Origin of the sequence: Hyphomicrobium sp., from assembly GCF_019753045.1 — a bacterium.
Lineage (GTDB): Bacteria > Pseudomonadota > Alphaproteobacteria > Rhizobiales > Hyphomicrobiaceae > Hyphomicrobium_B.
The window spans coordinates 198,080-219,113 of record NZ_JAIELN010000003.1 but is presented as its reverse complement, the minus strand read 5'-3'; the positions used below and the strand labels follow the sequence as shown (position 1 = coordinate 219,113).

Sequence of the window (21,034 nt, the reverse complement as noted above, 5' to 3'; positions counted from 1 at the left end):
TGGGCTTTTATAGTTACCGGGTGCCGGGTTCTATCGGGCGTCTCGAGAGGCTGGGGCCTGGCAGGCTGAAGACGCCTTGCACGTGCGTTTCAGTGCGCCACGCGCAGAAGCGGAGACCTGCCGGGACGAGCCAGCAATTTAGCTTGCAACAGAATACAATCGAGGCCAATAAGTCAACATGGCTGACATAACGTCAGAAGGCCCGTCCGAACACCTTGGCGCAACTGGGCATTCCCTCCCCGCGGCGTCAGATGACCGGCCTTCTTCACTCGTCGATCTGATCGGGTACATAGAGCTTTTCTATTTCGCCTATCGTGATTTTACGTGCGACCCGGATGCAATCCTGGCTCAGTACGGCTTCGGCCGCGCCCACCACCGCGTCTTGCACTTCGTGCACCGTATTCCGGGCCTGAAGGTCGCGGAATTGCTCGATATTTTGAAAATCACCAAGCAGTCGCTGGCGCGCGTTCTCAAGCAGCTGGTCGATGAGGGCTTCATAATACAGAAGGCCGGAAACGAGGATCGGCGCGAACGGCGGCTATACCTCTCAGCAAAGGGCGCGCGGCTGAACGATAAACTGACACAAATTCAGGCCAAACGCATCGAAGGGGCGCTCGCGAACCTCGGCCCTGGCGCTGATGCTCTTGCGAGAAATTTTCTTTTTGGGATGATCACTGAGAAAAACCGGCCCCAGGTAGAAACCCTCATCAAGGGTCAGCGCGCTGACACGTCGGAAGCTGTACCCGATTGCAACACATGAGAGCCCTGATGGCCCAGGATCGAGCCGAGCCTTTAGCGGACAACGCCCCGCACATACTGGTCGTAGACGACGATCAAAAGATCAGAGGACTACTCGGCCGCTTTCTATCGAGTAACGGTTTCCGCGTGACAGAGGCCGCTGACGCCGCAGCAGCACGCGCGTTCATGCGCGGCCTAGCATTCGATCTCGTGCTTCTCGACGTGATGATGCCCGGCGAAAGCGGCCTTTCCCTCGCACGCGATCTCAAGCTGACGCGCCCGGTCCCAATCTGCATGTTGACGGCCCTCGCCGAAGCCCAGGACCGGATTTCCGGCCTCGAAGCCGGCGTCGACGATTACGTCTCGAAACCGTTCGATCCCCGCGAGTTGCTGCTCCGCCTTCGCAATATCCTTCGCAGAGGCCAGATGCAGTCTGCCCCGCGCGACGAGATCCGCATGGGCGGCTGCGTTTTCAGCATTGCCCGCGGTGAATTGAAACGTGACGACGAAGCGATCAAGCTCACCGAGCGCGAGCGGGATCTGTTGAGGCTCTTCTCTCAGCGCATCGGCGTCGCCGTCCCCCGTCATGAACTCTCGAGCGATGACAGCACGGGAAGCGAACGCGCGATCGACGTGCAAATCAATCGCCTGCGGCGCAAGATCGAGGCCGACCCATCGAACCCCGTCTACCTGCAGACGGTCAGAGGCAAGGGCTATATTCTCTACACCGACTGAGCCTCTACACGAATTGACCGCGATGACGGGGGTCCCTCCGGACACGCGAACGGCGGAAAACTTCACGAATGGCTGTTGTGCCCGAAACGACACCGGATGCCGGAAGCAGTGCCTCGCGGTATCGTCGTTTCCGCGAGCACCCGTATGTCGTGGGACTGCTCAACATCGGCGCCGAGATGCTCCCCAAGGGCCTCTACGCCCGGGCGCTGCTGATCATCATCACACCGATCGTCGTCCTCGAAGGCGTCATTGCGTTCGCATTCATGGAACGCCATTGGCAGGCCGTGACGCGCCGCCTGTCGGAAGCGACCGCTCGTGACATCGCGGCACTGATCGAGGTCTATGAGGATCTGCCGAAGTCTGACGGCCCTCAAAAAATCATCGATCTCGCCCGTGATCGCCTCAACTTGGCGATGGAAGTTCTCCCGAACGGCGATCTTCCCCCGCCTGGGCCGAAGCCGTTCTTCCGGCTGCTCGACCGCGCGCTCTCCAATGAGTTGCGCAAGCATGTCCAACTGCCGTTCTGGATCAATACCGTCGGCGATCAGAACGTCGAAATCCGCGTCAAGCTCGACGATGCCATTCTGCGGTTCGTCGCGACCCGTAGCCAGACCTACGCGTCGAACTCCCATATCTTTCTGCTTTGGATGGTCGGCTCGTCCGTCATTCTGCTGACCGTCGCTATTCTCTTTCTGCGCAATCAGATCCGGCCAATTCTGCGGCTCGCCGATGCTGCCGACGCCTTCGGCAAAGGCCGCGGCATCCCCGAAGACTTCAGACCGCGCGGCGCGCGCGAAGTCCGCCAGGCCGCCCTCGCCTTTCTGCAAATGCGCGACCGCATCAAGCAGCACGTCGAACAGCGCACGACGATGCTCGCCGGCGTCAGCCATGACTTGCGAACGGTGCTGACGCGCTTCAAGCTCGAGCTGGCTCTGCTCGAAGACTCGCCCGAGACGCGCGCCCTCTCGAGCGACGTCGACGAAATGCAGCACATGCTCGAAGACTATCTGGCATTCACCAAGGGCGACGGCGGCGAGGAAGCCAAGCCGACGAACCTCAAGGAGCTGCTGGAGGAAATCGTCGACGACGCATCGATCTATGCCTGCACGATCGACCTCAAGATCCGCAAAAGCAAAGGCGACATCATTCTGCCGCTGAAACGGCAGGCCCTGAAGCGCGCGATCATGAACCTCGTGACGAATGCCGCGCGTTTCGGCGACCGCATCATCATCCGCGTCGCGCCTGAAGGCCGCTGGGTGCGTATCGAGGTGGACGACGACGGCCCCGGCATCCCCGAGGAAGAACGCGAGAACGTCTTCCGCCCGTTCTACCGTCTCGATCACGCCCGCAATCAGGACGAAGGCAACAGCGGACTTGGCCTCGTGATCGCGCGCGATATCGCCAAGAGCCACGGCGGCGAAGTCGCTCTCGGCGAAAGTTCGATGGGCGGCCTGCGCGCGATTATTTCCCTGCCGAAATAAGAAAAGTTCCCGGAAATATCTATTTGTTTTGAATACCTTAGGCGTTAATCACACGCCTTTGTGATTTGACCGTTATGTTATGGTGTTACACTCTCGGCCCATCGGATCCGGGGGCCAAACCCGTCGACTTTGGCAAGGTGTCCTCCAAGCCTGCAGTCACCGGTACCGACAATCCCGAGCGCCGTGGGCTGCCAGCCCATTCGGGATGCGCTTAGTGGCCGCGAACCGAGACCGAGACCGACAATCCCAGCCCCGGTCAACGTCCCAGTTCGCGGCCACGTTTTTTCGCGGCGAGCACCGCTTCCGTCATCAGTTCCTTGAGACCGCTGCCCTCTCGCATCAGCACAGCGAGAGCAGCCGCCGTTGTTCCGCCGGGCGAGGTCACGTTGCGCCTCAGTGTTTCGGCATCGAGCGGCGATTGATTGAGCAGTTCGCCCGATCCTGAGACGGTCGCCCGCGCGAGCTGCACCGCCGTTGCCTGATCGAGCCCGGCAGCCACACCCGCCTCGGCGAGCGCCTCAGCCAGCAGGAAGACGTAAGCCGGTCCCGAGCCCGATACGGCCGTTACCGCATCGATGAGGCTTTCGTCGCCAACCCACACGACCGGACCCACCGCGCCGAGAAGGCTCTCGCATGCCTGCTTCTGTGCCGCTGTCGCATGGGGGTTCGCGACGGCCCCGGTAATGCCGCGACCGATCGCGGCTGGCGTATTGGGCATCGCCCGAACGACGGCGCTGCTGGGCGGAAGATGGCGCTCGAAGCTTGCCAGCGTTTTGCCGGCGGCGATCGAAACAACGACAGTTTCGGGGCCTGCGATTTTCGCGAGTCCGGGAAAAACGTCGTCCATCGCCTGCGGCTTGACCGCGACGACGATGACGGCCGGTGGCGTTTCGAGCGGTGCCAACTGAGCCACCGCCTTGATGCCATGCGTGTTTGCGAGATCTTGCGCAGCGCCTGAGAGATTTGGCTCCTGGATGACAATGCCCGCGGGATCCAGTCCCCGGTCGAGCCAGCCTTGGAGCAAGGCGGCGCCCATCTTGCCGGCGCCTGCAAGCACCACCGAACCATTCAAATTCAACGACATTCTCGGATTTCCTCGGCGAAGAACGCCGAACCCTAGAATGGCGCCCGGCTTAAGCCTGTCCCTGCGTCTCGAACATCGTCGAAACCAGAGCTTCCTTGCTCTCCTTACCCGCCCACACCACGAACTGGAAGGCTTGATAGTAGCGCTCGCAGCCTTCGAGCGCCGCCTTCAGCATCGCTTCGCACTGACGGACCGTCGCAACCGTCCCGTTGAGCAGCAGCGCGTGACGGAACATCACGAGGCCTTCCTGCGTCCAGAGATCGAAGTGACCGAGCCAAAGCTGCTCGTTGATCTGTGCGATCAGACGATACATTTCGGTCAGACGGTTGGAAGGAACGCGGAAATCGAATGCGCAAGCGAGATGCAAAGCTTCCAGATCGTCGCGCCAATTGATCGAGATATGATAATCAGCCCACGTCCCGGCGACGATGAGCGTCAGCTCTTCAGCGCTCGCCCGTTCGCAGGGCCAATCGTGGCTCTGCGCGAGCTGCTCAATGAGATCGATCGGATTGAGAACGCGGTCAGAACCCTGTTCCGCAACTGCCATTGATATCGCTCTCCAAGTCTGCCGCGCGCCGGGATGGCCTAACGAACGACGCAAAACACTCAATTCAATCGCGCCGCTTAGTGCTGCGCCGGACAAAACCAGACGCCCATACGAGTCGCAAGCTGACCCGACCGGCGCGCAAACCTTGTCCACGATCAAAGTGGCAAAGCCCGGGCGCGCCGGGGTCGGGAAGGCGGCTCAGCGTCGTTAGCTGGTGAAAAGCCGCTTAACCTGTGGATGCTTCGAGCATCGCATTTCGAACGTGGAGAGAACGCTCGGTTTCGAATGCCCCGGCATCAAACGAGGCACCTCAAACGGTCGAGGTGCCTTGGAGCGAAAGCTGCGCGACCTGCGCCTCGAGCGCGGCAATGCGTACCGCTAGCGCTTCGTTCTCCTGACGCGCCTTTTGCGCCATCTCGCGAACCGCCTCGAAGTCTTCGCGCGTCACGACACTCATTTCGCGCAGGAACTTTTCGGCCTGAGCGCGAAAAAGCGCTTCCGTCTCCTTTTTCAAGCCATCCGCCGCACCCGCAGCGTCTGTCATGAGCTTGGCAAAGTCGTCGAAGAGTCTGTTAGTTGTCTGGGTCATTGGGGTCTCGGAATTGAGGGTGTTTATAAGTTATGGCGATTGCCGCCCATGGCCGCAAGCTCGAGCAGGGCGAGCCGCCGTCGCGGGCAAACGATGGCCGCTTGACTTTGCCCAGGGGTTCCCAAACAACCCTCGGAACTGGGGCTTTCTTAGCGCCTCGACACGGCCAATCGCGAAATGCCGCCCGGAGCGCCGATGACACCCCTCGCCCTGCTGACCTTCCCTGACATCGATCCGGTCGCCATCGAATTCGGCCCCTTCTCGGTCAAATGGTATGGCCTGGCCTACATGGCGGGCCTTCTGCTCGGCTGGCTCTATATCCGTCGCATGGTCTCGACGCCCAAGCTCTGGCGCGGCGACAAGGCCCCGATAACCCTGGAGCGGGTCGACGACCTTCTGCTCTTTATGACGGCGGCGGTCATCATCGGCGGCCGCCTCGGGCAGGTTCTGCTCTACGACCCCGACTTCTACTTTGCGAACCCGGCCGAGATCTTCAAAGTCTGGAAGGGCGGAATGAGCTTCCACGGCGCGTTCGTCGCATCCGCATTGCTGCTCTGGCTCTTCGGACGCGTCTATAACGTCAGCGCCCGTTCCGTGATGGACCTCTGCTGCGCCGTGTCGCCCATCGGCATCTTTTTCGGCCGCATCGCCAATTTCATCAACTCCGAGCATTGGGGTCGCGTGACTGACGCCTATGTCGGCATGGTCTTTCCGAACGGCGGAGAAAATCCGCGCCATCCGAGCCAACTCTACGAGGCTTTTCTCGAAGGGCTCGTGATGTTTATCATCTTGCGGTTCGCAACCCACCATATGTTCGCGTTGAAGCGCCCCGGCCTCGTGACCGGCCTCTGGCTTATCTGGTACGCGATCGCCCGAACAATCTCCGAGTTCTTCCGCGAGCCCGAAGTCGGTCATATCCTGAACATCGGTCCCTTCACCGCAGGTCAGGTCTATTGCCTGCCCATGCTGGCGCTCGGCATCTATATGATCTGGAGTGCGAACCGGACGAACACTCCCGGAAAGGCAGCCGTGTGACCGGAGATACTGGATTGCGTCGCGATACGCCGCTGTCCCGGCGGATCAAGGAGAGCATCCGCCGCGACGGACCGATGACGGTTCAGACCTATATGTCCCGCTGCCTCTGGGACGTGGACTACGGCTACTACCGCACGCAGCCCGTTTTTGGCGCCGCCGGCGACTTCATCACCGCCGCCGACATCAGTCAGGTCTTCGGCGAGTTGATCGGCGTATGGGCCGGCGTCGTTTGGCAGGGCGTGCTCGGCGCGCCCAATCCCGTCACGCTTGTCGAGTACGGCCCGGGACGCGGCACCATGATGCGCGACGTGCTCCGCGCCGCTCGTATCGTTCCGGGCTTTGCAAACGTCGCCCGTGTGCATCTGGTGGAAGGCAGCAACGCGCTTACCGAGATCCAAGGCGCTACACTCGCCGACTTTAGCAGCGTGTTGAGTTGGGGCCGTGAGCTGGATGAGTTCAATCCGCCAGCCATCATCTTCGCCAACGAGTTCCTCGATGCGTGGCCCGTCGCCCAGTGGGTCAAGACCGAGGCGGGCTGGCACATTCGCGGTGTTACGCTCGATAAGTCGGGCGAACTGCAATTCGCGGGCATCGACAAAAATTGTCCGCACGAAGCGTTCGAAGCCCTTCTGCCGAACGCGCCGCCCGGAACGGTCATCGAGTCCCAGCGCCTTGATCAGCTCGCCGAAGCATTGAAAGCGCTAGCCGAGCGCGGACCCATAGCGTTTCTGATGATCGATTACGGTCACACGACGCCAGCCGCAGGCGACACCCTGCAGGCCGTTCGTAATCACGCTTATGAATCACCTTTGACGTCGCCCGGCGAAGCCGACCTCACTGTGCATGTCAATTTCTACGATCTCGCATCGACCCTGCATCGCGCCGGGCTCGTTCTCGACGGGCCCGTGACGCAGGCCGAATTCCTCGGCTCCCTCGGTATCGTGGAGAGAGCATCGCGGCTGATGTCCGCAAACCCGGCGCGAGCGATCGAGATCGAAACGGGTGTCGCCCGGCTGCTCGCACCGAATGGAATGGGTTCGAGGTTCAAGGTGCTCGCCGCACGCTCGCAGGGGCTGCCGTCGCTCCCCGGATTTGGCGCCGCACGCGCGTCGTCCGAAGCGCCCGGCTCAACGTGATGAAGAGATCAACGTGATGTCAGGACCTCGGTGATGAAGGCCGCACGATCATGACGCTCAAACCCGTCGAAGCGGCGAACCTCGGCACGGTCTCCGGCATTCGCCACGGCTTCTTCACGCGCATTGGCGGCGTATCGAACGGAATCTATGCAGGCCTCAACTGCGGGCTCGGCTCGAACGATGACCAGGCTCTCGTTCTCGAAAACCGGAGGATGATCGGACGGCACCTCGGCGCCAACGAGGACAAATTCGGCGGCGGCGTGATCACGCTCTACCAGGAACACGGCACGACCGCCCTGGAAGTCACTGCGCCGCCGTCACGCGACGCGCTTCCCCGCGCCGACGCCGTCATCTCCAGAACCCCGGGTCTCGTCATCGGCGTGCTGACCGCCGACTGTGCCCCCGTGCTTCTCGCGGACGGTGAGGCGGGCGTCGTCGCTGCCGCCCATGCAGGTTGGCGCGGAGCCGTCGACGGGATCGTCGACAGCGCGGTTCGCGCGATGGAACGTCTGGGTGCTCGCCGTGAGCGTATCTCGGCAGCCGTCGGTCCGTGCATTGGACAGTCGGCCTATGAGGTCGGCCCCGAGTTCGAAACGGCTTTCCTCGCTCGCGATCCCGCGAACGGCACCTTCTTCCAGAGAAATCCGAAAACCGGCCGCCCCCACTTCGACCTTCCGGGCTTCGTCGTGAGCCGCTTGGGTAATGCTGGCATCAGCAATATCGAAAACTTAGGGCTCTGCACCTGCGAGAACGAATCGCTTTTCTACAGCTACCGGCGTAAAACTCTTCGTGGGGAGCCGGACTATGGCCGACAAATCTCCGCCATCGTCGTGGCGTAACTGCACAATCCACAGCCAATGCCTCGGCAAGGGTAACGTTTGACGACCTGACAACAGTTTCACCGGGCTGCCATCTGGACTGGCAGTCAAAGGCTGATCTACAGGGATAGGGTCAGTTCCGGTAGTTTTCAGGGGAGTTCAGGCCGCGCGAGTAGCGTTTTCCGGCCGCCGGGAAGTCGCGGTTGGATAAGGGGGGACGTCCATTGACGACCTTTTGGTTTGCACGTGCGCGTGAGCGCAGAACGCGTCTAGGGGTGATCGGACCAGTGCTCCTGGCCGCCGTCGCCACATTCGGACTGGGCGGCTGCGAGTCGGCATCAAACATGTTGAGCGGTGGCGGTAACACGCCTCAAGCTTCGCTGACCCTTCCGCCCGCAACCCCGGTCGCCACGCAGACAGCTAAAATTCAGATCGCGCCCGTCATCGGCTCGCCCGACAACGTCGCCCGCGATTTGCAATCGCAGCTTGCGTCGTCGATCGGCCACAACGGCATCCAGGTCGCCACCGCCGCCAACGCCCCCAGCGAATACGTCGTGCGTGGCTACATCGTAGCGGCCCGCGAAAAGACGAAGGCCAAGATATCCTACATCTGGGATATCACGGACCAGGCCGGTAAGCGCGTTCACCGCATTACGGGTGAAGAGGTCATCGCCGGAGCCGGTAAGGACCCGTGGGCCGCCGTCACGCCGCCTGTCGTGCAGAGCATCGCCGACAAGACGTCGAAACAGATCGCAAGCTGGCTCTCGACAAGCGGAAGCATCCCCGTCGCGGCGAACAGCAAGCCGCCGGCCGGCGCAGCACCAACCACCGTCGCCTCGAACGATGCAGGCCCAGCGCCAAGCCCGTCATATCCGACGGCATCGAACACGCCGATCGCGCCGACGACGGGTAGCATCACGACGTCCGGACCGATCACCGCGATCGTGCCGATGGTGACCGGCGCACCGGGCGACGGCAGCACCACGCTGACGACGGCCATCCAGCGCGAGCTGACCAAGAGCGGTCTGGCTCTGTCGACGACGCCCAACGCCCAGGCCTACAAAGTCGAAGGCAAGGTCGCGATGGGGCAGAGCAAAGACGGCAAGCAGCCCATCCAGATCGATTGGAACGTGATCGACCCGTCGGGCAAGAAGCTCGGCACTGTGTCGCAGAAGAACGAAGTACCGCAGGGATCGCTCGACGGCTCCTGGGGCAAGACGGCGGATGCCGCCGCAGCCGCGGCAGCACAAGGGATTATCAAGCTCTTGCCGGCGAAAAGCACCGATTAAGCAAACTGTGCGCGACATACCCTCGAAGCTACATATCGATGACATCTTTGGGCCCGGACGGTTGAATCGTCCGGGCCCAATTGCTACAAGCCCGCGCATAAGAGGCTTCTGGAGCGCAAATGCCTTTTGATACCAAGGTCGACGCTCGAAGTTTGGATGGCCGGGGAAAGCTGGGCGTGAAGATCGTCGCGGGAAACAGTAACCGGCCGCTAGCCGACGCCATCTGCTCATACCTGAAGCTTCCAATGGCCAAAGGCCAAGTGAAGCGCTTCGCGGACATGGAGATCTTCGTCGAGATCCAGGAGAATGTGCGCGGCCAGGATGTCTTCGTCATCCAGTCGACGTCGTTTCCGGCTAACGACAACCTGATGGAACTTTTGATCCTGCTCGACGCGCTCAAGCGTTCGTCGGCACGAAGGATCACAGCCGTCATCCCCTATTTCGGCTACGCGCGACAAGATCGCAAGCCCGGCCCCCGAACGCCGATATCCGCAAAACTTGTCGCGAACCTCATCGAACGAGCCGGCGCCGATCGCGTTCTGACGCTTGATCTCCACGCCGGACAGATCCAGGGCTTCTTCGATATCCCAACCGATAACCTCTTCGCCGCGCCCGTCATGACGCGGGATATCGAAGAGCACTTCGGCAAAACGGAGGATGTCGTCGTCGTCTCACCGGACGTCGGCGGCGTGGTTCGCGCCAGAGCACTCGCCAAGCGCATCGAAGCGCCGATCGCCATTTGCGATAAACGGCGCGAGCGTCCGGGCGAAAGCGAAGTGATGAACGTCATCGGCGAAGTCGATGGCAAACGATGCGTCCTCATCGACGACATCATCGATTCCGGTGGAACGCTCGTCAACGCCGCGGAAGCCCTGCTCAAGAACGGCGCGACGGAAGTGTCGGCCTACATCTCGCACGCCGTGCTCTCAGGCGGTGCGGTCAGCCGCATTCAAAACTCGCGCCTGAAATCGCTCGTCATCACCGACTCGATACTTCCAACCGAAGCCGTCCGGGCCGCGAAGAATATCCGGGTGATCTCGATTGCTCCGCTCATCGGCGAAGCCATCCTGAGAACGAGCCGCGAAGAAAGCGTGTCGAGCCTCTTCTACTGACGCCTCGGCTTTGTCAGAAGCGCTTCGCGAGACGGCAGCGTCCGCCGCGCGAGCAGCGCTAGGTTCAGGCCCGTAATCGTCACGCTACCCATTCTTTTCTCAGGATGGCGTACTGCATCGTGTTCACGAAGATCGGGACGCCTTCATTGTCCTTCTCGAAGGATGTGAACTCTTTGAAAAGTCCCTCCCTCCTCATCCCCAACCTTTCGCACAAGCGCTGCGAGGCGATGTTGTCTTCCTCTACGTAGGCGTAGAGCCGACGAGCTTGTTTCACTGAGAACAGGTACTCGAAGAGGGCCCGCGCGGCCTCTGTGGCGAACCCCGCGCCTGCGAAATCCGCGTTGAAATTCCATGCAACGGCAAATGTGTCAGGGGGCTCGGGTATGCAGAACATATCACCGATCAGCCTATCAGTGCTTCGCAAGCACACGGCGATATGCTCATCGCTTGTGCTGCGCTTTGCCACTTCTGCTTCCGCCGCGTGGAGATCGTCCAGCTTGAGCGAGAAGAAACAACTCGCCCGGGGTTGGTGCAGATACGCGAGTAGATCAGCTGCATCTCCCTTCTTGAAATTTCTCAGCGTTAGTCGGCCGGTCTCGATAGCGTCCATGCAATTTCTCTCGCAGTGCGTTCTCAAGGAAAGCGGACTGCCTTGCGCCTTAGATCGGCGCGCCACCAGTCCGCATCGTAGGATGTGAGCTGTAGAGATGAAGCGCCAGCGCCTTTGGGGTCGGGCGAGTTGCATGACCTGAAGGGCCGGCACTGCGTGTCAGAGGGGAACCCGTCCGCCTCTCGCGCCCCGAATGCTACTCGTGGCCCGCCGAGCAGTCCCCGCAGCGGCCGCGAATCTCCATCGTCATCGACCGGACCTTGAAATCATTCTTGCCGGCCCAGGCCTGCAGGCTTTTGACGGCGGCCGGGTTGTCGAATTCCTTCACTGAGCCGCACGCGTCGCAAATGGCGAACACCGCCTTGCCGTGATGGTGCGGATGATCGCACGCAACGAACGCGTTAAGGCTTTCGAGCCGGTGCGCGAGGCCATCCTCGATGAGCCGTTGCAGCGCCCGGTAGACGGTCGGCGGCGCGCTGACGCCCTTACCGCGAACCTCCTCGATCAGCTCATACGCGCTGAGGGGGCGCCCGACGCCCCTGAGCGCCTCGACGATTATCTTGTCCTGATCGGCCGCGCTGCGGCGTTTCGTAGACTTTTTGGTCATCGCTCCGGGCATCTCCGTTCCCCGCCTTCATCGGACAATAAATCGACGGTCAGCCAATTTCGCTGTTAATATGCTGATTTTCACCGCAACTTTCCAGCGCGCCCGAAGCTGGCCGGATCCGGTTGCCAGATGCGTTGTATGGGCTAAATCGCCATCTTTGGCCCGTTGCGCGGGTGCCAAACCACGGGTATACACGCCCCATCTCATGAAGACCTTCCTGAGACGCCGCCCGGCACCCTTGGAGGCCGGTACGCGGCTTTTTGGCTCTTCTGATAGGCAGTAGAGCCCTAACACTCGGAGACGATGCCATGTCTGAGCTCATCACGCTCAAGGCTACGGCGCGCCCGCGTGCCGGCAAGGGGGCCGCACGCCAAGCTCGCCGCGATGGAAATGTGCCTGCCGTCATTTACGGCAATCAGGAAACCCCTGAAACGATCAATCTCGAATACAACGAGCTCTGGAAGCAGGTCCTCCGCGGCCACTTCACCTCGACCGCCATCGAACTCGACGTCCAGGGTACGAAGCACATCGTGCTCGCCCGCGACGTGCAGGTCGATCCGGTGCGCGACACGCCCCTTCACGTCGACTTCCAGCGCGTCGGCAAGGATGGCGTCATCCGCGTTTCGATCCCGGTGCACTTCGTCAATGAAACGTTGTCGCCCGGCCTGAAGCGCGGCGGCGTGCTCAACATCGTCCGCCACGATGTCGAAGTGTACTGCCCGTACGATAAGATCCCGCGCTTCTTCGAGATCAGCCTCGAAGGCATGGAAATCGGCCGTTCGATCCACATCTCGGCTGTCACGATGCCGGAAGGCGTTTCGCCGGTCATCAAGAGCCGCGACTTCACGATCGCAACGATCGCCGGCGCGCTCAAGGGTGAAGAAGAGACCACGACCACGACGGCCGAGGCTGGCGCTCCCGCCGCTGATGCCAAGGGTGCAGCACCCGCAGCTGGCGGCAAGGCCGCTCCTGCTGCCGCCGCAGGCAAGGCCGCTCCGGCCGCGAAGGCAGCACCCGCTGCCAAGCCCGCTGCGAAGAAGTAAGAAGATCAAGAACCGGCGCGATCATCGGATTGCGCCGGTCTCTCTCACGGGTTCCGCGCCCGCAGGTCCGGCGGCCGGCTCCGCGAATTGGAGTAGCCAGACCGTTACAAGTACCCCCGCAATGCCCGCGCCTTCCGGCCGGCTTGCCGGAGGCAAGTCGGAAGGCGCAATCAAAAATGAAGCTTTTCGTCGGACTTGGTAATCCTGGCGAGAAATATCGCGCCAATCGCCACAACATCGGTTTCCTGGCGGTCGATCGCATCGCCGAGCGCAACGGCTTCGGCCCGTGGCGCAAGAAGTTTCAAGGCCTCGTCTCTGAAGGCTCGATCGGCAACGAACGCGTCACGCTTCTGAAGCCCGAAACCTACATGAACGAAAGCGGCCGCTCGGTTGGCGAAGCCCAGCGCTTTCTCAAAATCCCCCTTTCGGACGTCTACGTCTTTCACGACGAGCTCGATCTCGCGCCCGGCAAGGTGAAGGTGAAAAGCGGAGGCGGCAATGCGGGCCACAACGGCCTTCGCTCGATCTCCGCACACATCGAAAACGAGTACAAGCGCGTCCGCCTCGGCATCGGACACCCAGGCTCCAAGGATGTCGTCATCCATCACGTGCTCAACGATTTCGCGAAATCCGATCGCGAGTGGGTCAACGCCCTGCTCGACGCCGTCGCCGATGCAGCGAGCTACCTCGCGAAGGGCGATGACGCGCGCTTCCTGAGCGATGTCGCGCGCTTGTTCCAGGATGAGCCCGAAAAGCCCGCGCGGAAAGCCGAACGTGCTCCCGCGGAAGAAGAACCGCGCGCGCCCAAAAGGCAGGCATCAGGGCCACACCCGGCAGGCGAACGCGCCTCCAAACGCCAGTCGGCATTGGCCGAGAACTTGAAAAAATGGCTGGGCGCGCGAAAATCCGGCGACGGCAGCTCGTGATCGGCCAGAGCCGCGCATCATAGTCGTCGGGGGGAGTTATGTCCGAGTATCAGGCAGAGAGCGACGTAGGCGGCGAACGTTCAGGCGGCCGTGCCCAAACGATTGTCGGCGCCCTCATCCTGTTGTTCACGATCGGCGTTTTCGGCGTCGTCGGCTGGGACGCTTATAATTCCGTCGACAAGGACAAGACAGGCGTCCGTCGCATCCTCGCCAAGCGGTGGAACGACCGCACGCTCGTCTTCCCCGTGGAAGGCGCCGACCGCGCCGGACGCCGCGCGCTGTTTGACGTCGTGGTTCTAACCAAGAACTACGGCTGGGTCCGCGGCTCGACGACCGAACTCCAGAAGGACGATCGGCGCCTGTCACCGCAAGAAGTTCAGGAAGAGGTGCTCGCACCCCAACTTCGCGAAGGTCTCGGCAGCGCACGCGGGCTGATCGCCGTCGGCCTCGCGAGTCAGGAAGGCGAGATCGCCCGGGAAGAGCAGCGCGGAGGCGAACGCGCCATCCGCACCGCGCGATGGGTCCAGGAAGCCCTCGGCGAGCGCATTCCGATGTGGACTTTGAACCTCGGACGCTACGTCGATCCGTGCGCCGATTGCGAGGATTCCGACACCAGCTGGCAGCGCCCGTTCATCGTCATCGCCGTCCGCAATGCCGACGAGGGGACGCACATCTCGGAAGCGCTCGCGGACGCCATGTCCTTCAAGTCGAACCTTCCCGCCCCCTCGCGCTATTCGGCTTTTGCATTTGCGAAATTCACGCGGTGAGCCATAGGGCCGCAGAAGGAGCCTAAAAGGCTTCACATTAGGCCGCCGCTCGCTTAACCCCCAGGGCAGCAACTCAACCGGACATTTCCCTGCCATGGGCTTCAAATGCGGCATCGTCGGCCTGCCGAACGTCGGCAAGTCGACCCTCTTCAACGCGCTGACGCAAACCGCGCAGGCGGAAGCGGCCAACTACCCCTTCTGCACGATTGAACCCAACGTCGGCGAGGTCGCCGTCCCCGACGACCGCCTCGAAACGCTGGCGAAGATCGCGGGCAGCAAAGAGATCCTTCCGACCCGTCTGACCTTCGTCGATATCGCCGGTCTCGTGCGCGGCGCCTCCAAGGGCGAAGGTCTCGGCAACAAATTCCTCTCGCACATCCGCGAAGTCGACGCCGTCGCCTACGTGCTGCGCTGCTTCGTCGACGAGGACGTCACCCACGTCGAGAACCGCATCGATCCGCTCGCCGACGCCGATGTCGTCGAAACAGAACTGATGCTGGCCGATCTCGAAAGCCTTGAGAAGCGCATCTCCCAGATCGAAAAGAAGGCGAAGACGGGCGACAAGGAAGCCAAGGCGCAATACGCAGTGATGGAGAAGCCGCTGCTGCTTCTCCGCGAAGGCAAGCCTGCACGTCTCGCCAAAATGACGCCGGAAGAAATGCCGGCATTCCGCGCGCTGCAGCTGCTGACGTCGAAGCCCATCGTTTACGTCTGCAACGTGGAAGAAAGCGCCGCAGCAAACGGCAATGCGTATTCGAAGCAAGTCGAAGAGCGCGCGAAAGCCGAAGGCGCGGCTGTCGTCGTCATTTCAGCCAAGATCGAAAGCGAGTTTGCGGGCCTCGCGCCCGAGGATCGCGACGCGTTCCTCGGCGAAATGGGCCTCGAGGAACCTGGCCTCAACCGCCTCATCCGCGCGGGCTATAGTCTGCTCGATCTCGTAACGTACTTCACGGTCGGACCGAAGGAAGCGCGCGCCTGGACGATCACGCGTGGCACCCAGGGCCCACAGGCCGCTGGCGTCATTCATACCGACTTCGAGAAGGGCTTCATCCGCGCCGAAACCATAGCCTACGCGGACTACGTCGCCGGCAACGGTGAAACGGGCGCGAAGGAAGCTGGTAAAATGCGTCTCGAAGGCAAAGAGTACGTCGTCCAGGACGGCGACGTCATGCACTTCCGATTTGCGAACTAGGGACCAACAACAATGTCTACCGAGCTTCCCGACCGGCTCAGCAACGACCCGAAAAGTCCCTTCTTCAACGAAGACATCCTGAAACGCGACATCGGTATCCGTTTCAACGACGTCGAGAAAACGAACGTCGAGGAATATTGCGTCAGCGAAGGCTGGATTCGCGTCGCGGCCGGCAACGCCAAGGACCGCGCCGGGCGGCCCATGACGCTGAAGCTCAAAGGCAAAGTCGAACCGTACTTCCGCCAGCCCGAATAAGACGGGACGAAACTCTAAGCTATGCCCGCCGCTTTCTCGTAGCGGCGGCCTTTCTCGCCGAAGCTTTCCGCTGAGCAGTCGAACGCGAATGCGATGCTTTACGGGTAGCGGCCGGACGTGAAGCCGTTGCTTTCCGCGCAGCGGTCCGGCGCGAAGTCATTGATTTCCGATGTGCGGCCGATCGCGAAGCCGTGGTCTTTCGAGCCGCAGCCGAACGTGAAGTCGACATTTTCCGGGCTGCGGCTGTACGCGAAGCCGAAGTTTTCCGGGCGGCCGCTGTACGCGTTGCCGAGCGCTTCCGGGTGGCCGCAGCACGCGCCGCCGAGGCCTTGCGGGCAGCCGCCGGACGCGCAGCTGCGGCTCTGCCGCCGATCCGGCCGCCGCGGCGGGATGAGGCGGTGCTCATCTTCTTGCCGCGACCGGAGCCGCTCCTTTTACCTCCTCCAGTCTCTGCGTTAACCGTAGCCCAGGCGCGCCGTTCGGCTTCACCCTTTCGAACGCCACGCTTCTCGTAGCCTTCTTCGATGTGTTCGGCTTGGCGTTTTTGCTTGCTTGTGTAGCTTGATTTGTCTCCACGCGGCATCTTCCGCTCCTCCTCATTACGTTGAGCGCTGCCAAAGCAACGCTGCAACACTTCAGAAGTTGCAGCAACGCATCATCGCAAACGCGGACAACAAAAAAGGCCCCGCGCAAACGGGGCCTTTTTCAGTATCGAAGATAGGACGTTCGCAGCCTATTCGGCGGCTTCCGCACCTTGCGGCATCTTCTGCTGCCGTGCAGCTTCCGAAGCCTTCGCGCGCGTCATGTGCTCGAGCGCCGTCCGCACGCCTGCCTCGTATTCCGGATGCACCTTCTTGAAGTGCCCGAGCTGACGTTCGGTGATGAAATCCGGAATTCCCCACATCGCTTCCGCGACATTGGTAAAGAGACGTGCCTTCTGATCCTTGTTGAACAGATTGAACAGCGCCGTCACCTGGCGGTAATCGTCGTTGCCATCGCGATGATTGTAGCGATCTGCATCACCCGAAATCGCGAGCGGCGGCTCTGCTGCCGACTTGTCTTCGACGGCGCCCTGGAACGAGTTGGGCTCGTAATAGGCGTCCGCACTGCCGGTCTCCTGCGGGAAGAACCGCATCGGGCCGTCCTTGTGATAGGTGTGCACGGGGCACTTCGCGGCGTTCACCGGCAGATGCTCGTAGTGCGTTCCAAGGCGATAGCGGTGCGCGTCTGCGTACGAGAAGATCCGCGCCTGCAACATCTTGTCGGGTGAGAAGCCGATGCCCGGCACGACGTTCGAAGGCGAGAACGCGGCCTGTTCGATCTCGTTGAAATAGTTCTCGGGATTGCGATTGAGCTCGAGAATACCGACGTCGATCGGCGGGTAGTCAGCGTGCGGCCAAACCTTCGTGAGATCGAAAGGATTGTACCAATGCTTGCCGACGTCGGCTTCAGGCATGATCTGGACCTGCATTTTCCACTTCGGGAAATCGCCGCGTTCAACCGCCGTGAATAGATCCTCTTGCGTCGACTCGCGCGTGCGGCCGACGATTTCGGTCGCTTCGCCGTTCGTCCAGTGCTTGTGGCCCTGCACGGTCTTGAAGTGGAATTTCACCCAGAACCGCTCGTTCTTCGCGTTGATCAGCGAGAACGTATGAGAGCCGTAACCGTTCATGTGACGAACCGAAACGGGCAGACCGCGATCGGACATCAGGATCGTTACCTGATGAAGGCTTTCCGGCGAAAGCGACCAGAAATCCCACATCGCCGTAGGCGAGCGCATGTTGGTCTTCGGATGCCGCTTCTGCGTGTGAATGAAGTCCGGAAACTTGTAAGCATCGCGAACGAAGAACACCGGCGTGTTGTTGCCGACGAGGTCCCAGTTGCCTTCCGGCGTATAGAACTTGAGTGCGAAGCCGCGCACGTCGCGCTCGGCATCGGCCGCGCCGAGTTCGCCGGCGACAGTCGAAAAGCGCGCAAGCATCTCGGTCTTGGCGCCCGGCTGCAATACCTTCGCCTTGGTGTATTTCGAGATATCGCCTGTGATCGTCAGCGTGCCGTAGGCACCCCAGCCTTTCGCATGAACTGTGCGCTCGGGAATGCGCTCACGGTTCTGGTGAGCGAGCTTCTCGAGGAGCTGATAATCTTGAACGAGCAGCGGACCGCGCGGTCCAGCCGACAGCGAATTCTGATTGTCGGCTACCGGAGCACCGCCAGTGGTGGTGAGCTTTTTATCAGTCATATGGACAGTCCTTCTGGAAAAACCGAAACGGACTTAGATCAGAAAATCTTAAGAGACCAATCTTTTTTTCAGGAAAAACTTATAAGGCTATCTTATAGGAGGTCGTACTCAAGCCGGTTTTTAGACTGAACCGTCGGTCTGATCCGAATCGGCGTTTTGGCCGTATCCCTTGAATTTCTCGACTATTTTTCGCATTTCGGCGTCATCGAGCAAATGGCTCTCACCGATGCTTAGGACTTTGTAATAGTGCTCGGCCAAGACTTCCACTTCAATGGCAAGTTCGAGCGCGTAACTCAGCGATTTCCCAATCGCGATCTGGCCGTGATTGGCCATAAGACAGGCATCTCGCTCCTTCAACCCTGCAACGACATGCCGCGCGAGTTCTTCCGTACCGAACGTCGCGTACGGCACGCACGGGATGTCCTTTCCGCCTGCGACGGCCACCATGTAATGGAACGCGGGAATTGGTTTACGCGCGCATGCCAACACGGTCGCATGCGTCGAGTGAGAATGAACAACGGCGTTACGATCCGGACGCGCTCCATAAGCAGCCAGATGAAAATGCCATTCGGTCGAGGGCTTCGATTGCCCTTTGGGCACGCTCCCGTCTGCCGCGACGAAGACCACGTCTTCCGGCTCCGTCTCCTCGTAGCGTTTGCCGGATGGCGTGATCAGCATACCGCCCTTGAAACGGCAAGAAACGTTGCCTGACCGGCCCGGCGTGAGACCCGAGCGGCTCATCGCGCGAGCCGTCTCGATGATCTCTTTTCGCAATGCTGTTTCGCTCTCGCGTTTCTCGCCCATCACGCCGCCGCGCTCGTCTTTTCGGGATAAAGCGATTTGAGCCCCTCGCGCGAGGCCGGACAAATGCCACGCTCCGTTATGAAGCCGGTAACAAGCCTCGCAGGCGTTACGTCGAAAGCCGGATTGCGCGCCCGCGTTCCCTCCGCCGCAATCTGAACCGCCCCGACGTCGCCATTGGCAAGCTTGCCCTGCACGCGCAGCACCTCGTCCTCGCTCCGCTCTTCGATGGGAATGTCCGCGCCCCTGTCCGTGCGCCAATCGATCGTGGAATAGGGAAGCGCCACATAGAACGGGACACCGGTGTCTTTCGCCGCCAGCGCCTTGAGGTACGTGCCGATCTTGTTCGCGACATCGCCGTTCGCCGTCACGCGATCCGTCCCGACGATGACGAGATCGACATCGCCGCGCTGCATGAAGTGGCCGCCCGCATTATCGGCAATGAGGCTGTGCGGAACGCCGTGCTGAAGAAGCTCGAACGCCGTCAAGGCGGCACCCTGATTTCGCGGCCGGGTTTCATCGACCCAGACGTAAACATTTATGCCCGCATCGTGCGACTGATAGATCGGCGATGTCGCTGTTCCCCAGTCGACGCAGGCAAGCCAGCCGGCGTTGCAGTGCGTGAGAATATTGACCGGCCGGCCGCCCTTCTTCTCCGCAATGTCGGCAATGAGACGAAGCCCGTTGACCCCGATCTGGCGGCATGTCTCGACATCGTCTTCCGCCAGTTTCGCCGCGCGCTCGTAGGCGGCAGCCGCTCGGGCATCGGCCGGAAGCGGCGCAAGCGTCGCACGAAGATCCTCAAGCGCCCAGCGCAGATTGACGGCAGTCGGACGTTGTTCGCCGAGAAACCTCACCGCACGATCGAGGCCCGCATCCGAAGCGTCGGCACGCATCGCCAGCGCCACGCCGTAGGCAGCGGTCACGCCGATCAACGGCGCACCACGAACCTGCATCGATTTGATTGCATGCGCCGCGTCCTCGACGGTCTTGAGCGTCAATCGCACGAGCCTATGCGGCAGCACCGTCTGGTCGATGATGCCGACCGACCAGCCGTCGCGTTCGAGCCAGATCGTGCGCGAGGAGACCCCATCAAGCTTCATAATTTTCCTCCGCCGACGATCGTGTGAATTCGATGATTTCGGTCGCGGTTTCCGCCGGCCGCGTCTGAAGTAGCATATGTGCCGCCGGGAAGACGATCATACGCGCCCTCCCCTTTTCGCCGATAGCCTTCTGCATGGGTGCTTTCCGCACCAGCCAGTCGGAGCGTCCGTGCAGGGCGAGAACCGGACACTCGAGCCGCATGAAGTCCTTCTGGACATCGACCTCCGCTGCCGCCCGAAACCGCGCAGCCCGCACGGGACGCGACAAGGAGCGAACGATGTCCTCCACCTTGTTGCGAAGCTCCGGATCGCTGTAGGGCCCCATAAGCAAGGCATCTCTCATGTTCCGGGGCGTCGCACGAGGATCGACGCGTGCGGCCCTCCGCATGAACCACTGCGGCCAGGGGTTCTTGATGAATGTTGCGGCGAGCACGATCCCACGCACCTGGTCCCGAAGCTGCGACGCAACGAGAACCGCAACCGGCCCCGAGAAGGATTCGCCCAGCACATAGACCCGCCTGCTGCCGATCTGATTCCGGACGAGCTCTACATATCCCGCATACCCGAGCGTCGGGTCCTGCGGATAGCGGACGACGTTGACCTTGAACTCCCGGGCAAGATGCGGAGTCACCCGATCGAACAGGTCTCCCGTTCCATCAAGACCCGGCAAGAGAACAATCTCGGGCGCATCGTTCACCATACTCAATATGTAGCAGGACCTGGTAACGGAATGTGAAGCGAAGCGTCGAGGCCGCACGCTGCACACTTTAGAACGTACCACTCCGAATAGGGGCGCGCCGACCGGTCGATGATCTCGACGCCCGGCGTTCCGCACACTGGACAGCCCTGAACCGCGCCGGGATCCGCCCGCCAACGAGCGATGCGATCGAGCGCATCGGCCATATGTTCCTTCGGCAGGTCCAATGT

The 21,034-nt window shown here is 61.3% G+C and carries 23 protein-coding genes and 1 pseudogene; 13 read left to right on the top strand and 11 right to left on the bottom strand.

What is annotated here, in order from left to right:
* Positions 1-178: 178 nt before the first annotated feature.
* From K2Q04_RS04205 to K2Q04_RS04195, 3 genes are all read left to right on the top strand, one after another.
* Positions 179-760 carry a MarR family transcriptional regulator gene (locus tag K2Q04_RS04205; protein WP_291159652.1) on the top strand — a complete coding sequence of 194 codons (582 nt, stop codon included), beginning with the start codon at positions 179-181 and terminating at the stop codon, positions 758-760.
* Between the two features lie 8 nt (positions 761-768).
* On the top strand, positions 769-1,473 hold the full coding sequence (locus K2Q04_RS04200) for a response regulator transcription factor (protein ID WP_244531053.1): 705 nt from the start codon (positions 769-771) through the stop codon (positions 1,471-1,473).
* A gap of 68 nt (positions 1,474-1,541) precedes the next feature.
* Entirely contained in the window at positions 1,542-2,954 is a 1,413-nt protein-coding gene (locus tag K2Q04_RS04195; protein WP_291159645.1) for an ATP-binding protein, read from the top strand.
* Between the two features lie 256 nt (positions 2,955-3,210).
* Here K2Q04_RS04195 and proC read toward each other — a convergent pair whose 3' ends face one another.
* The 3 genes from proC to K2Q04_RS04180 form a co-directional block, all read right to left on the bottom strand.
* On the bottom strand, positions 3,211-4,038 hold the full coding sequence (gene proC, locus K2Q04_RS04190) for a pyrroline-5-carboxylate reductase (RefSeq protein ID WP_291159642.1): 828 nt from the start codon (positions 4,036-4,038) through the stop codon (positions 3,211-3,213).
* Positions 4,039-4,087: 49 nt separating this feature from the next.
* Positions 4,088-4,585, bottom strand: coding sequence for a YbjN domain-containing protein (locus K2Q04_RS04185; RefSeq protein WP_291159640.1), 498 nt, complete (start codon positions 4,583-4,585; stop codon positions 4,088-4,090).
* A 310-nt stretch (positions 4,586-4,895) separates the two neighbouring features.
* The gene (locus K2Q04_RS04180) at positions 4,896-5,174 is read right to left on the bottom strand and encodes an accessory factor UbiK family protein (protein WP_291159638.1); all 279 of its coding nucleotides are present in this window, start codon (positions 5,172-5,174) and stop codon (positions 4,896-4,898) included.
* A gap of 195 nt (positions 5,175-5,369) precedes the next feature.
* Here K2Q04_RS04180 and lgt point away from each other — a divergent pair, with 195 nt between their 5' ends.
* From lgt to K2Q04_RS04155, 5 genes are all read left to right on the top strand, one after another.
* Complete coding sequence (gene lgt, locus K2Q04_RS04175; RefSeq protein WP_291159635.1) at positions 5,370-6,209, top strand: prolipoprotein diacylglyceryl transferase; 840 nt, start codon at positions 5,370-5,372, stop codon at positions 6,207-6,209.
* Positions 6,206-7,345: an SAM-dependent methyltransferase gene (locus K2Q04_RS04170; protein WP_291159632.1), complete on the top strand. Its 1,140-nt coding sequence runs from the start codon at positions 6,206-6,208 to the stop codon at positions 7,343-7,345. The genes lgt and K2Q04_RS04170 overlap by 4 nt, the downstream gene beginning before the upstream one ends.
* 50 nt (positions 7,346-7,395) lie before the next feature.
* Positions 7,396-8,184 (top strand): peptidoglycan editing factor PgeF, encoded by a 789-nt coding sequence (gene pgeF / locus K2Q04_RS04165; protein WP_291159628.1) that lies wholly within the window; start codon positions 7,396-7,398, stop codon positions 8,182-8,184.
* A 254-nt stretch (positions 8,185-8,438) separates the two neighbouring features.
* Positions 8,439-9,452, top strand: coding sequence for a hypothetical protein (locus tag K2Q04_RS04160; protein ID WP_291159625.1), 1,014 nt, complete (start codon positions 8,439-8,441; stop codon positions 9,450-9,452).
* Positions 9,453-9,571: 119 nt separating this feature from the next.
* Positions 9,572-10,564 carry a ribose-phosphate pyrophosphokinase gene (locus tag K2Q04_RS04155; RefSeq protein ID WP_291159622.1) on the top strand — a complete coding sequence of 331 codons (993 nt, stop codon included), beginning with the start codon at positions 9,572-9,574 and terminating at the stop codon, positions 10,562-10,564.
* Between the two features lie 79 nt (positions 10,565-10,643).
* On the opposite strand, the gene K2Q04_RS04150 is transcribed toward K2Q04_RS04155, so the two are convergent.
* A complete protein-coding gene (locus tag K2Q04_RS04150; protein WP_291159619.1) occupies positions 10,644-11,174 on the bottom strand; it encodes a GNAT family protein in 531 nt (176 codons plus the stop codon).
* Between the two features lie 196 nt (positions 11,175-11,370).
* Positions 11,371-11,781 (bottom strand): Fur family transcriptional regulator, encoded by a 411-nt coding sequence (locus K2Q04_RS04145; protein ID WP_291159616.1) that lies wholly within the window; start codon positions 11,779-11,781, stop codon positions 11,371-11,373.
* Between the two features lie 308 nt (positions 11,782-12,089).
* Here K2Q04_RS04145 and K2Q04_RS04140 point away from each other — a divergent pair, with 308 nt between their 5' ends.
* From K2Q04_RS04140 to K2Q04_RS04120, 5 genes are all read left to right on the top strand, one after another.
* The gene (locus K2Q04_RS04140) at positions 12,090-12,824 is read left to right on the top strand and encodes a 50S ribosomal protein L25/general stress protein Ctc (RefSeq protein WP_291159613.1); all 735 of its coding nucleotides are present in this window, start codon (positions 12,090-12,092) and stop codon (positions 12,822-12,824) included.
* A 176-nt stretch (positions 12,825-13,000) separates the two neighbouring features.
* Positions 13,001-13,750: an aminoacyl-tRNA hydrolase gene (gene pth, locus K2Q04_RS04135; protein ID WP_291159610.1), complete on the top strand. Its 750-nt coding sequence runs from the start codon at positions 13,001-13,003 to the stop codon at positions 13,748-13,750.
* 38 nt (positions 13,751-13,788) lie between these two features.
* Positions 13,789-14,517, top strand: coding sequence for a hypothetical protein (locus K2Q04_RS04130; protein ID WP_291159608.1), 729 nt, complete (start codon positions 13,789-13,791; stop codon positions 14,515-14,517).
* A 94-nt stretch (positions 14,518-14,611) separates the two neighbouring features.
* On the top strand, positions 14,612-15,709 hold the full coding sequence (gene ychF, locus K2Q04_RS04125; protein WP_291159605.1) for a redox-regulated ATPase YchF: 1,098 nt from the start codon (positions 14,612-14,614) through the stop codon (positions 15,707-15,709).
* 12 nt (positions 15,710-15,721) lie between these two features.
* Positions 15,722-15,964: a DUF3297 family protein gene (locus K2Q04_RS04120; RefSeq protein WP_291159602.1), complete on the top strand. Its 243-nt coding sequence runs from the start codon at positions 15,722-15,724 to the stop codon at positions 15,962-15,964.
* A 289-nt stretch (positions 15,965-16,253) separates the two neighbouring features.
* On the opposite strand, the pseudogene K2Q04_RS04115 reads toward K2Q04_RS04120, so the two are convergent.
* From K2Q04_RS04115 to K2Q04_RS04090, 6 genes and pseudogenes are all read right to left on the bottom strand, one after another.
* Positions 16,254-16,547 (bottom strand): annotated as a pseudogene (locus K2Q04_RS04115) (hypothetical protein); the annotation flags it as partial.
* Positions 16,548-16,697: 150 nt separating this feature from the next.
* On the bottom strand, positions 16,698-18,203 hold the full coding sequence (locus K2Q04_RS04110) for a catalase (RefSeq protein ID WP_291159600.1): 1,506 nt from the start codon (positions 18,201-18,203) through the stop codon (positions 16,698-16,700).
* Between the two features lie 120 nt (positions 18,204-18,323).
* Entirely contained in the window at positions 18,324-19,007 is a 684-nt protein-coding gene (locus K2Q04_RS04105) for a class II aldolase/adducin family protein (RefSeq protein ID WP_291159597.1), read from the bottom strand.
* Complete coding sequence (gene mtnA, locus K2Q04_RS04100) at positions 19,007-20,107, bottom strand: S-methyl-5-thioribose-1-phosphate isomerase (RefSeq protein WP_291159594.1); 1,101 nt, start codon at positions 20,105-20,107, stop codon at positions 19,007-19,009. The genes K2Q04_RS04105 and mtnA overlap by 1 nt, the downstream gene beginning before the upstream one ends.
* Positions 20,097-20,777, bottom strand: coding sequence for an alpha/beta hydrolase (locus tag K2Q04_RS04095; RefSeq protein WP_291159591.1), 681 nt, complete (start codon positions 20,775-20,777; stop codon positions 20,097-20,099). Before K2Q04_RS04095 ends, mtnA begins: the two co-directional genes overlap by 11 nt.
* Before the next feature lie 32 nt (positions 20,778-20,809).
* Positions 20,810-21,010 carry a hypothetical protein gene (locus tag K2Q04_RS04090; RefSeq protein WP_291159588.1) on the bottom strand — a complete coding sequence of 67 codons (201 nt, stop codon included), beginning with the start codon at positions 21,008-21,010 and terminating at the stop codon, positions 20,810-20,812.
* Positions 21,011-21,034: the final 24 nt, after the last annotated feature.

Bases quoted from the DNA above. Each gene is read 5' to 3' on its own strand.
- proC (WP_291159642.1), bottom strand. From the start codon at position 4,038: ATGTCGTTGAATTTGAATGGTTCGGTGGTGCTTGCAGGCGCCGGCAAG.
- K2Q04_RS04195 (WP_291159645.1), top strand. From the start codon at position 1,542: ATGGCTGTTGTGCCCGAAACGACACCGGATGCCGGAAGCAGTGCCTCG.
- K2Q04_RS04185 (WP_291159640.1), bottom strand. From the start codon at position 4,585: ATGGCAGTTGCGGAACAGGGTTCTGACCGCGTTCTCAATCCGATCGAT.
- K2Q04_RS04140 (WP_291159613.1), top strand. From the start codon at position 12,090: ATGTCTGAGCTCATCACGCTCAAGGCTACGGCGCGCCCGCGTGCCGGC.
- lgt (WP_291159635.1), top strand. From the start codon at position 5,370: ATGACACCCCTCGCCCTGCTGACCTTCCCTGACATCGATCCGGTCGCC.
- K2Q04_RS04205 (WP_291159652.1), top strand. From the start codon at position 179: ATGGCTGACATAACGTCAGAAGGCCCGTCCGAACACCTTGGCGCAACT.
- K2Q04_RS04145 (WP_291159616.1), bottom strand. From the start codon at position 11,781: ATGACCAAAAAGTCTACGAAACGCCGCAGCGCGGCCGATCAGGACAAG.
- K2Q04_RS04090 (WP_291159588.1), bottom strand. From the start codon at position 21,010: ATGGCCGATGCGCTCGATCGCATCGCTCGTTGGCGGGCGGATCCCGGC.
- K2Q04_RS04110 (WP_291159600.1), bottom strand. From the start codon at position 18,203: ATGACTGATAAAAAGCTCACCACCACTGGCGGTGCTCCGGTAGCCGAC.
- ychF (WP_291159605.1), top strand. From the start codon at position 14,612: ATGGGCTTCAAATGCGGCATCGTCGGCCTGCCGAACGTCGGCAAGTCG.
- K2Q04_RS04155 (WP_291159622.1), top strand. From the start codon at position 9,572: ATGCCTTTTGATACCAAGGTCGACGCTCGAAGTTTGGATGGCCGGGGA.
- K2Q04_RS04180 (WP_291159638.1), bottom strand. From the start codon at position 5,174: ATGACCCAGACAACTAACAGACTCTTCGACGACTTTGCCAAGCTCATG.
- K2Q04_RS04105 (WP_291159597.1), bottom strand. From the start codon at position 19,007: ATGGGCGAGAAACGCGAGAGCGAAACAGCATTGCGAAAAGAGATCATC.
- mtnA (WP_291159594.1), bottom strand. From the start codon at position 20,107: ATGAAGCTTGATGGGGTCTCCTCGCGCACGATCTGGCTCGAACGCGAC.
- K2Q04_RS04150 (WP_291159619.1), bottom strand. From the start codon at position 11,174: ATGGACGCTATCGAGACCGGCCGACTAACGCTGAGAAATTTCAAGAAG.
- pth (WP_291159610.1), top strand. From the start codon at position 13,001: ATGAAGCTTTTCGTCGGACTTGGTAATCCTGGCGAGAAATATCGCGCC.
- K2Q04_RS04120 (WP_291159602.1), top strand. From the start codon at position 15,722: ATGTCTACCGAGCTTCCCGACCGGCTCAGCAACGACCCGAAAAGTCCC.
- pgeF (WP_291159628.1), top strand. From the start codon at position 7,396: ATGACGCTCAAACCCGTCGAAGCGGCGAACCTCGGCACGGTCTCCGGC.
- K2Q04_RS04130 (WP_291159608.1), top strand. From the start codon at position 13,789: ATGTCCGAGTATCAGGCAGAGAGCGACGTAGGCGGCGAACGTTCAGGC.
- K2Q04_RS04200 (WP_244531053.1), top strand. From the start codon at position 769: ATGGCCCAGGATCGAGCCGAGCCTTTAGCGGACAACGCCCCGCACATA.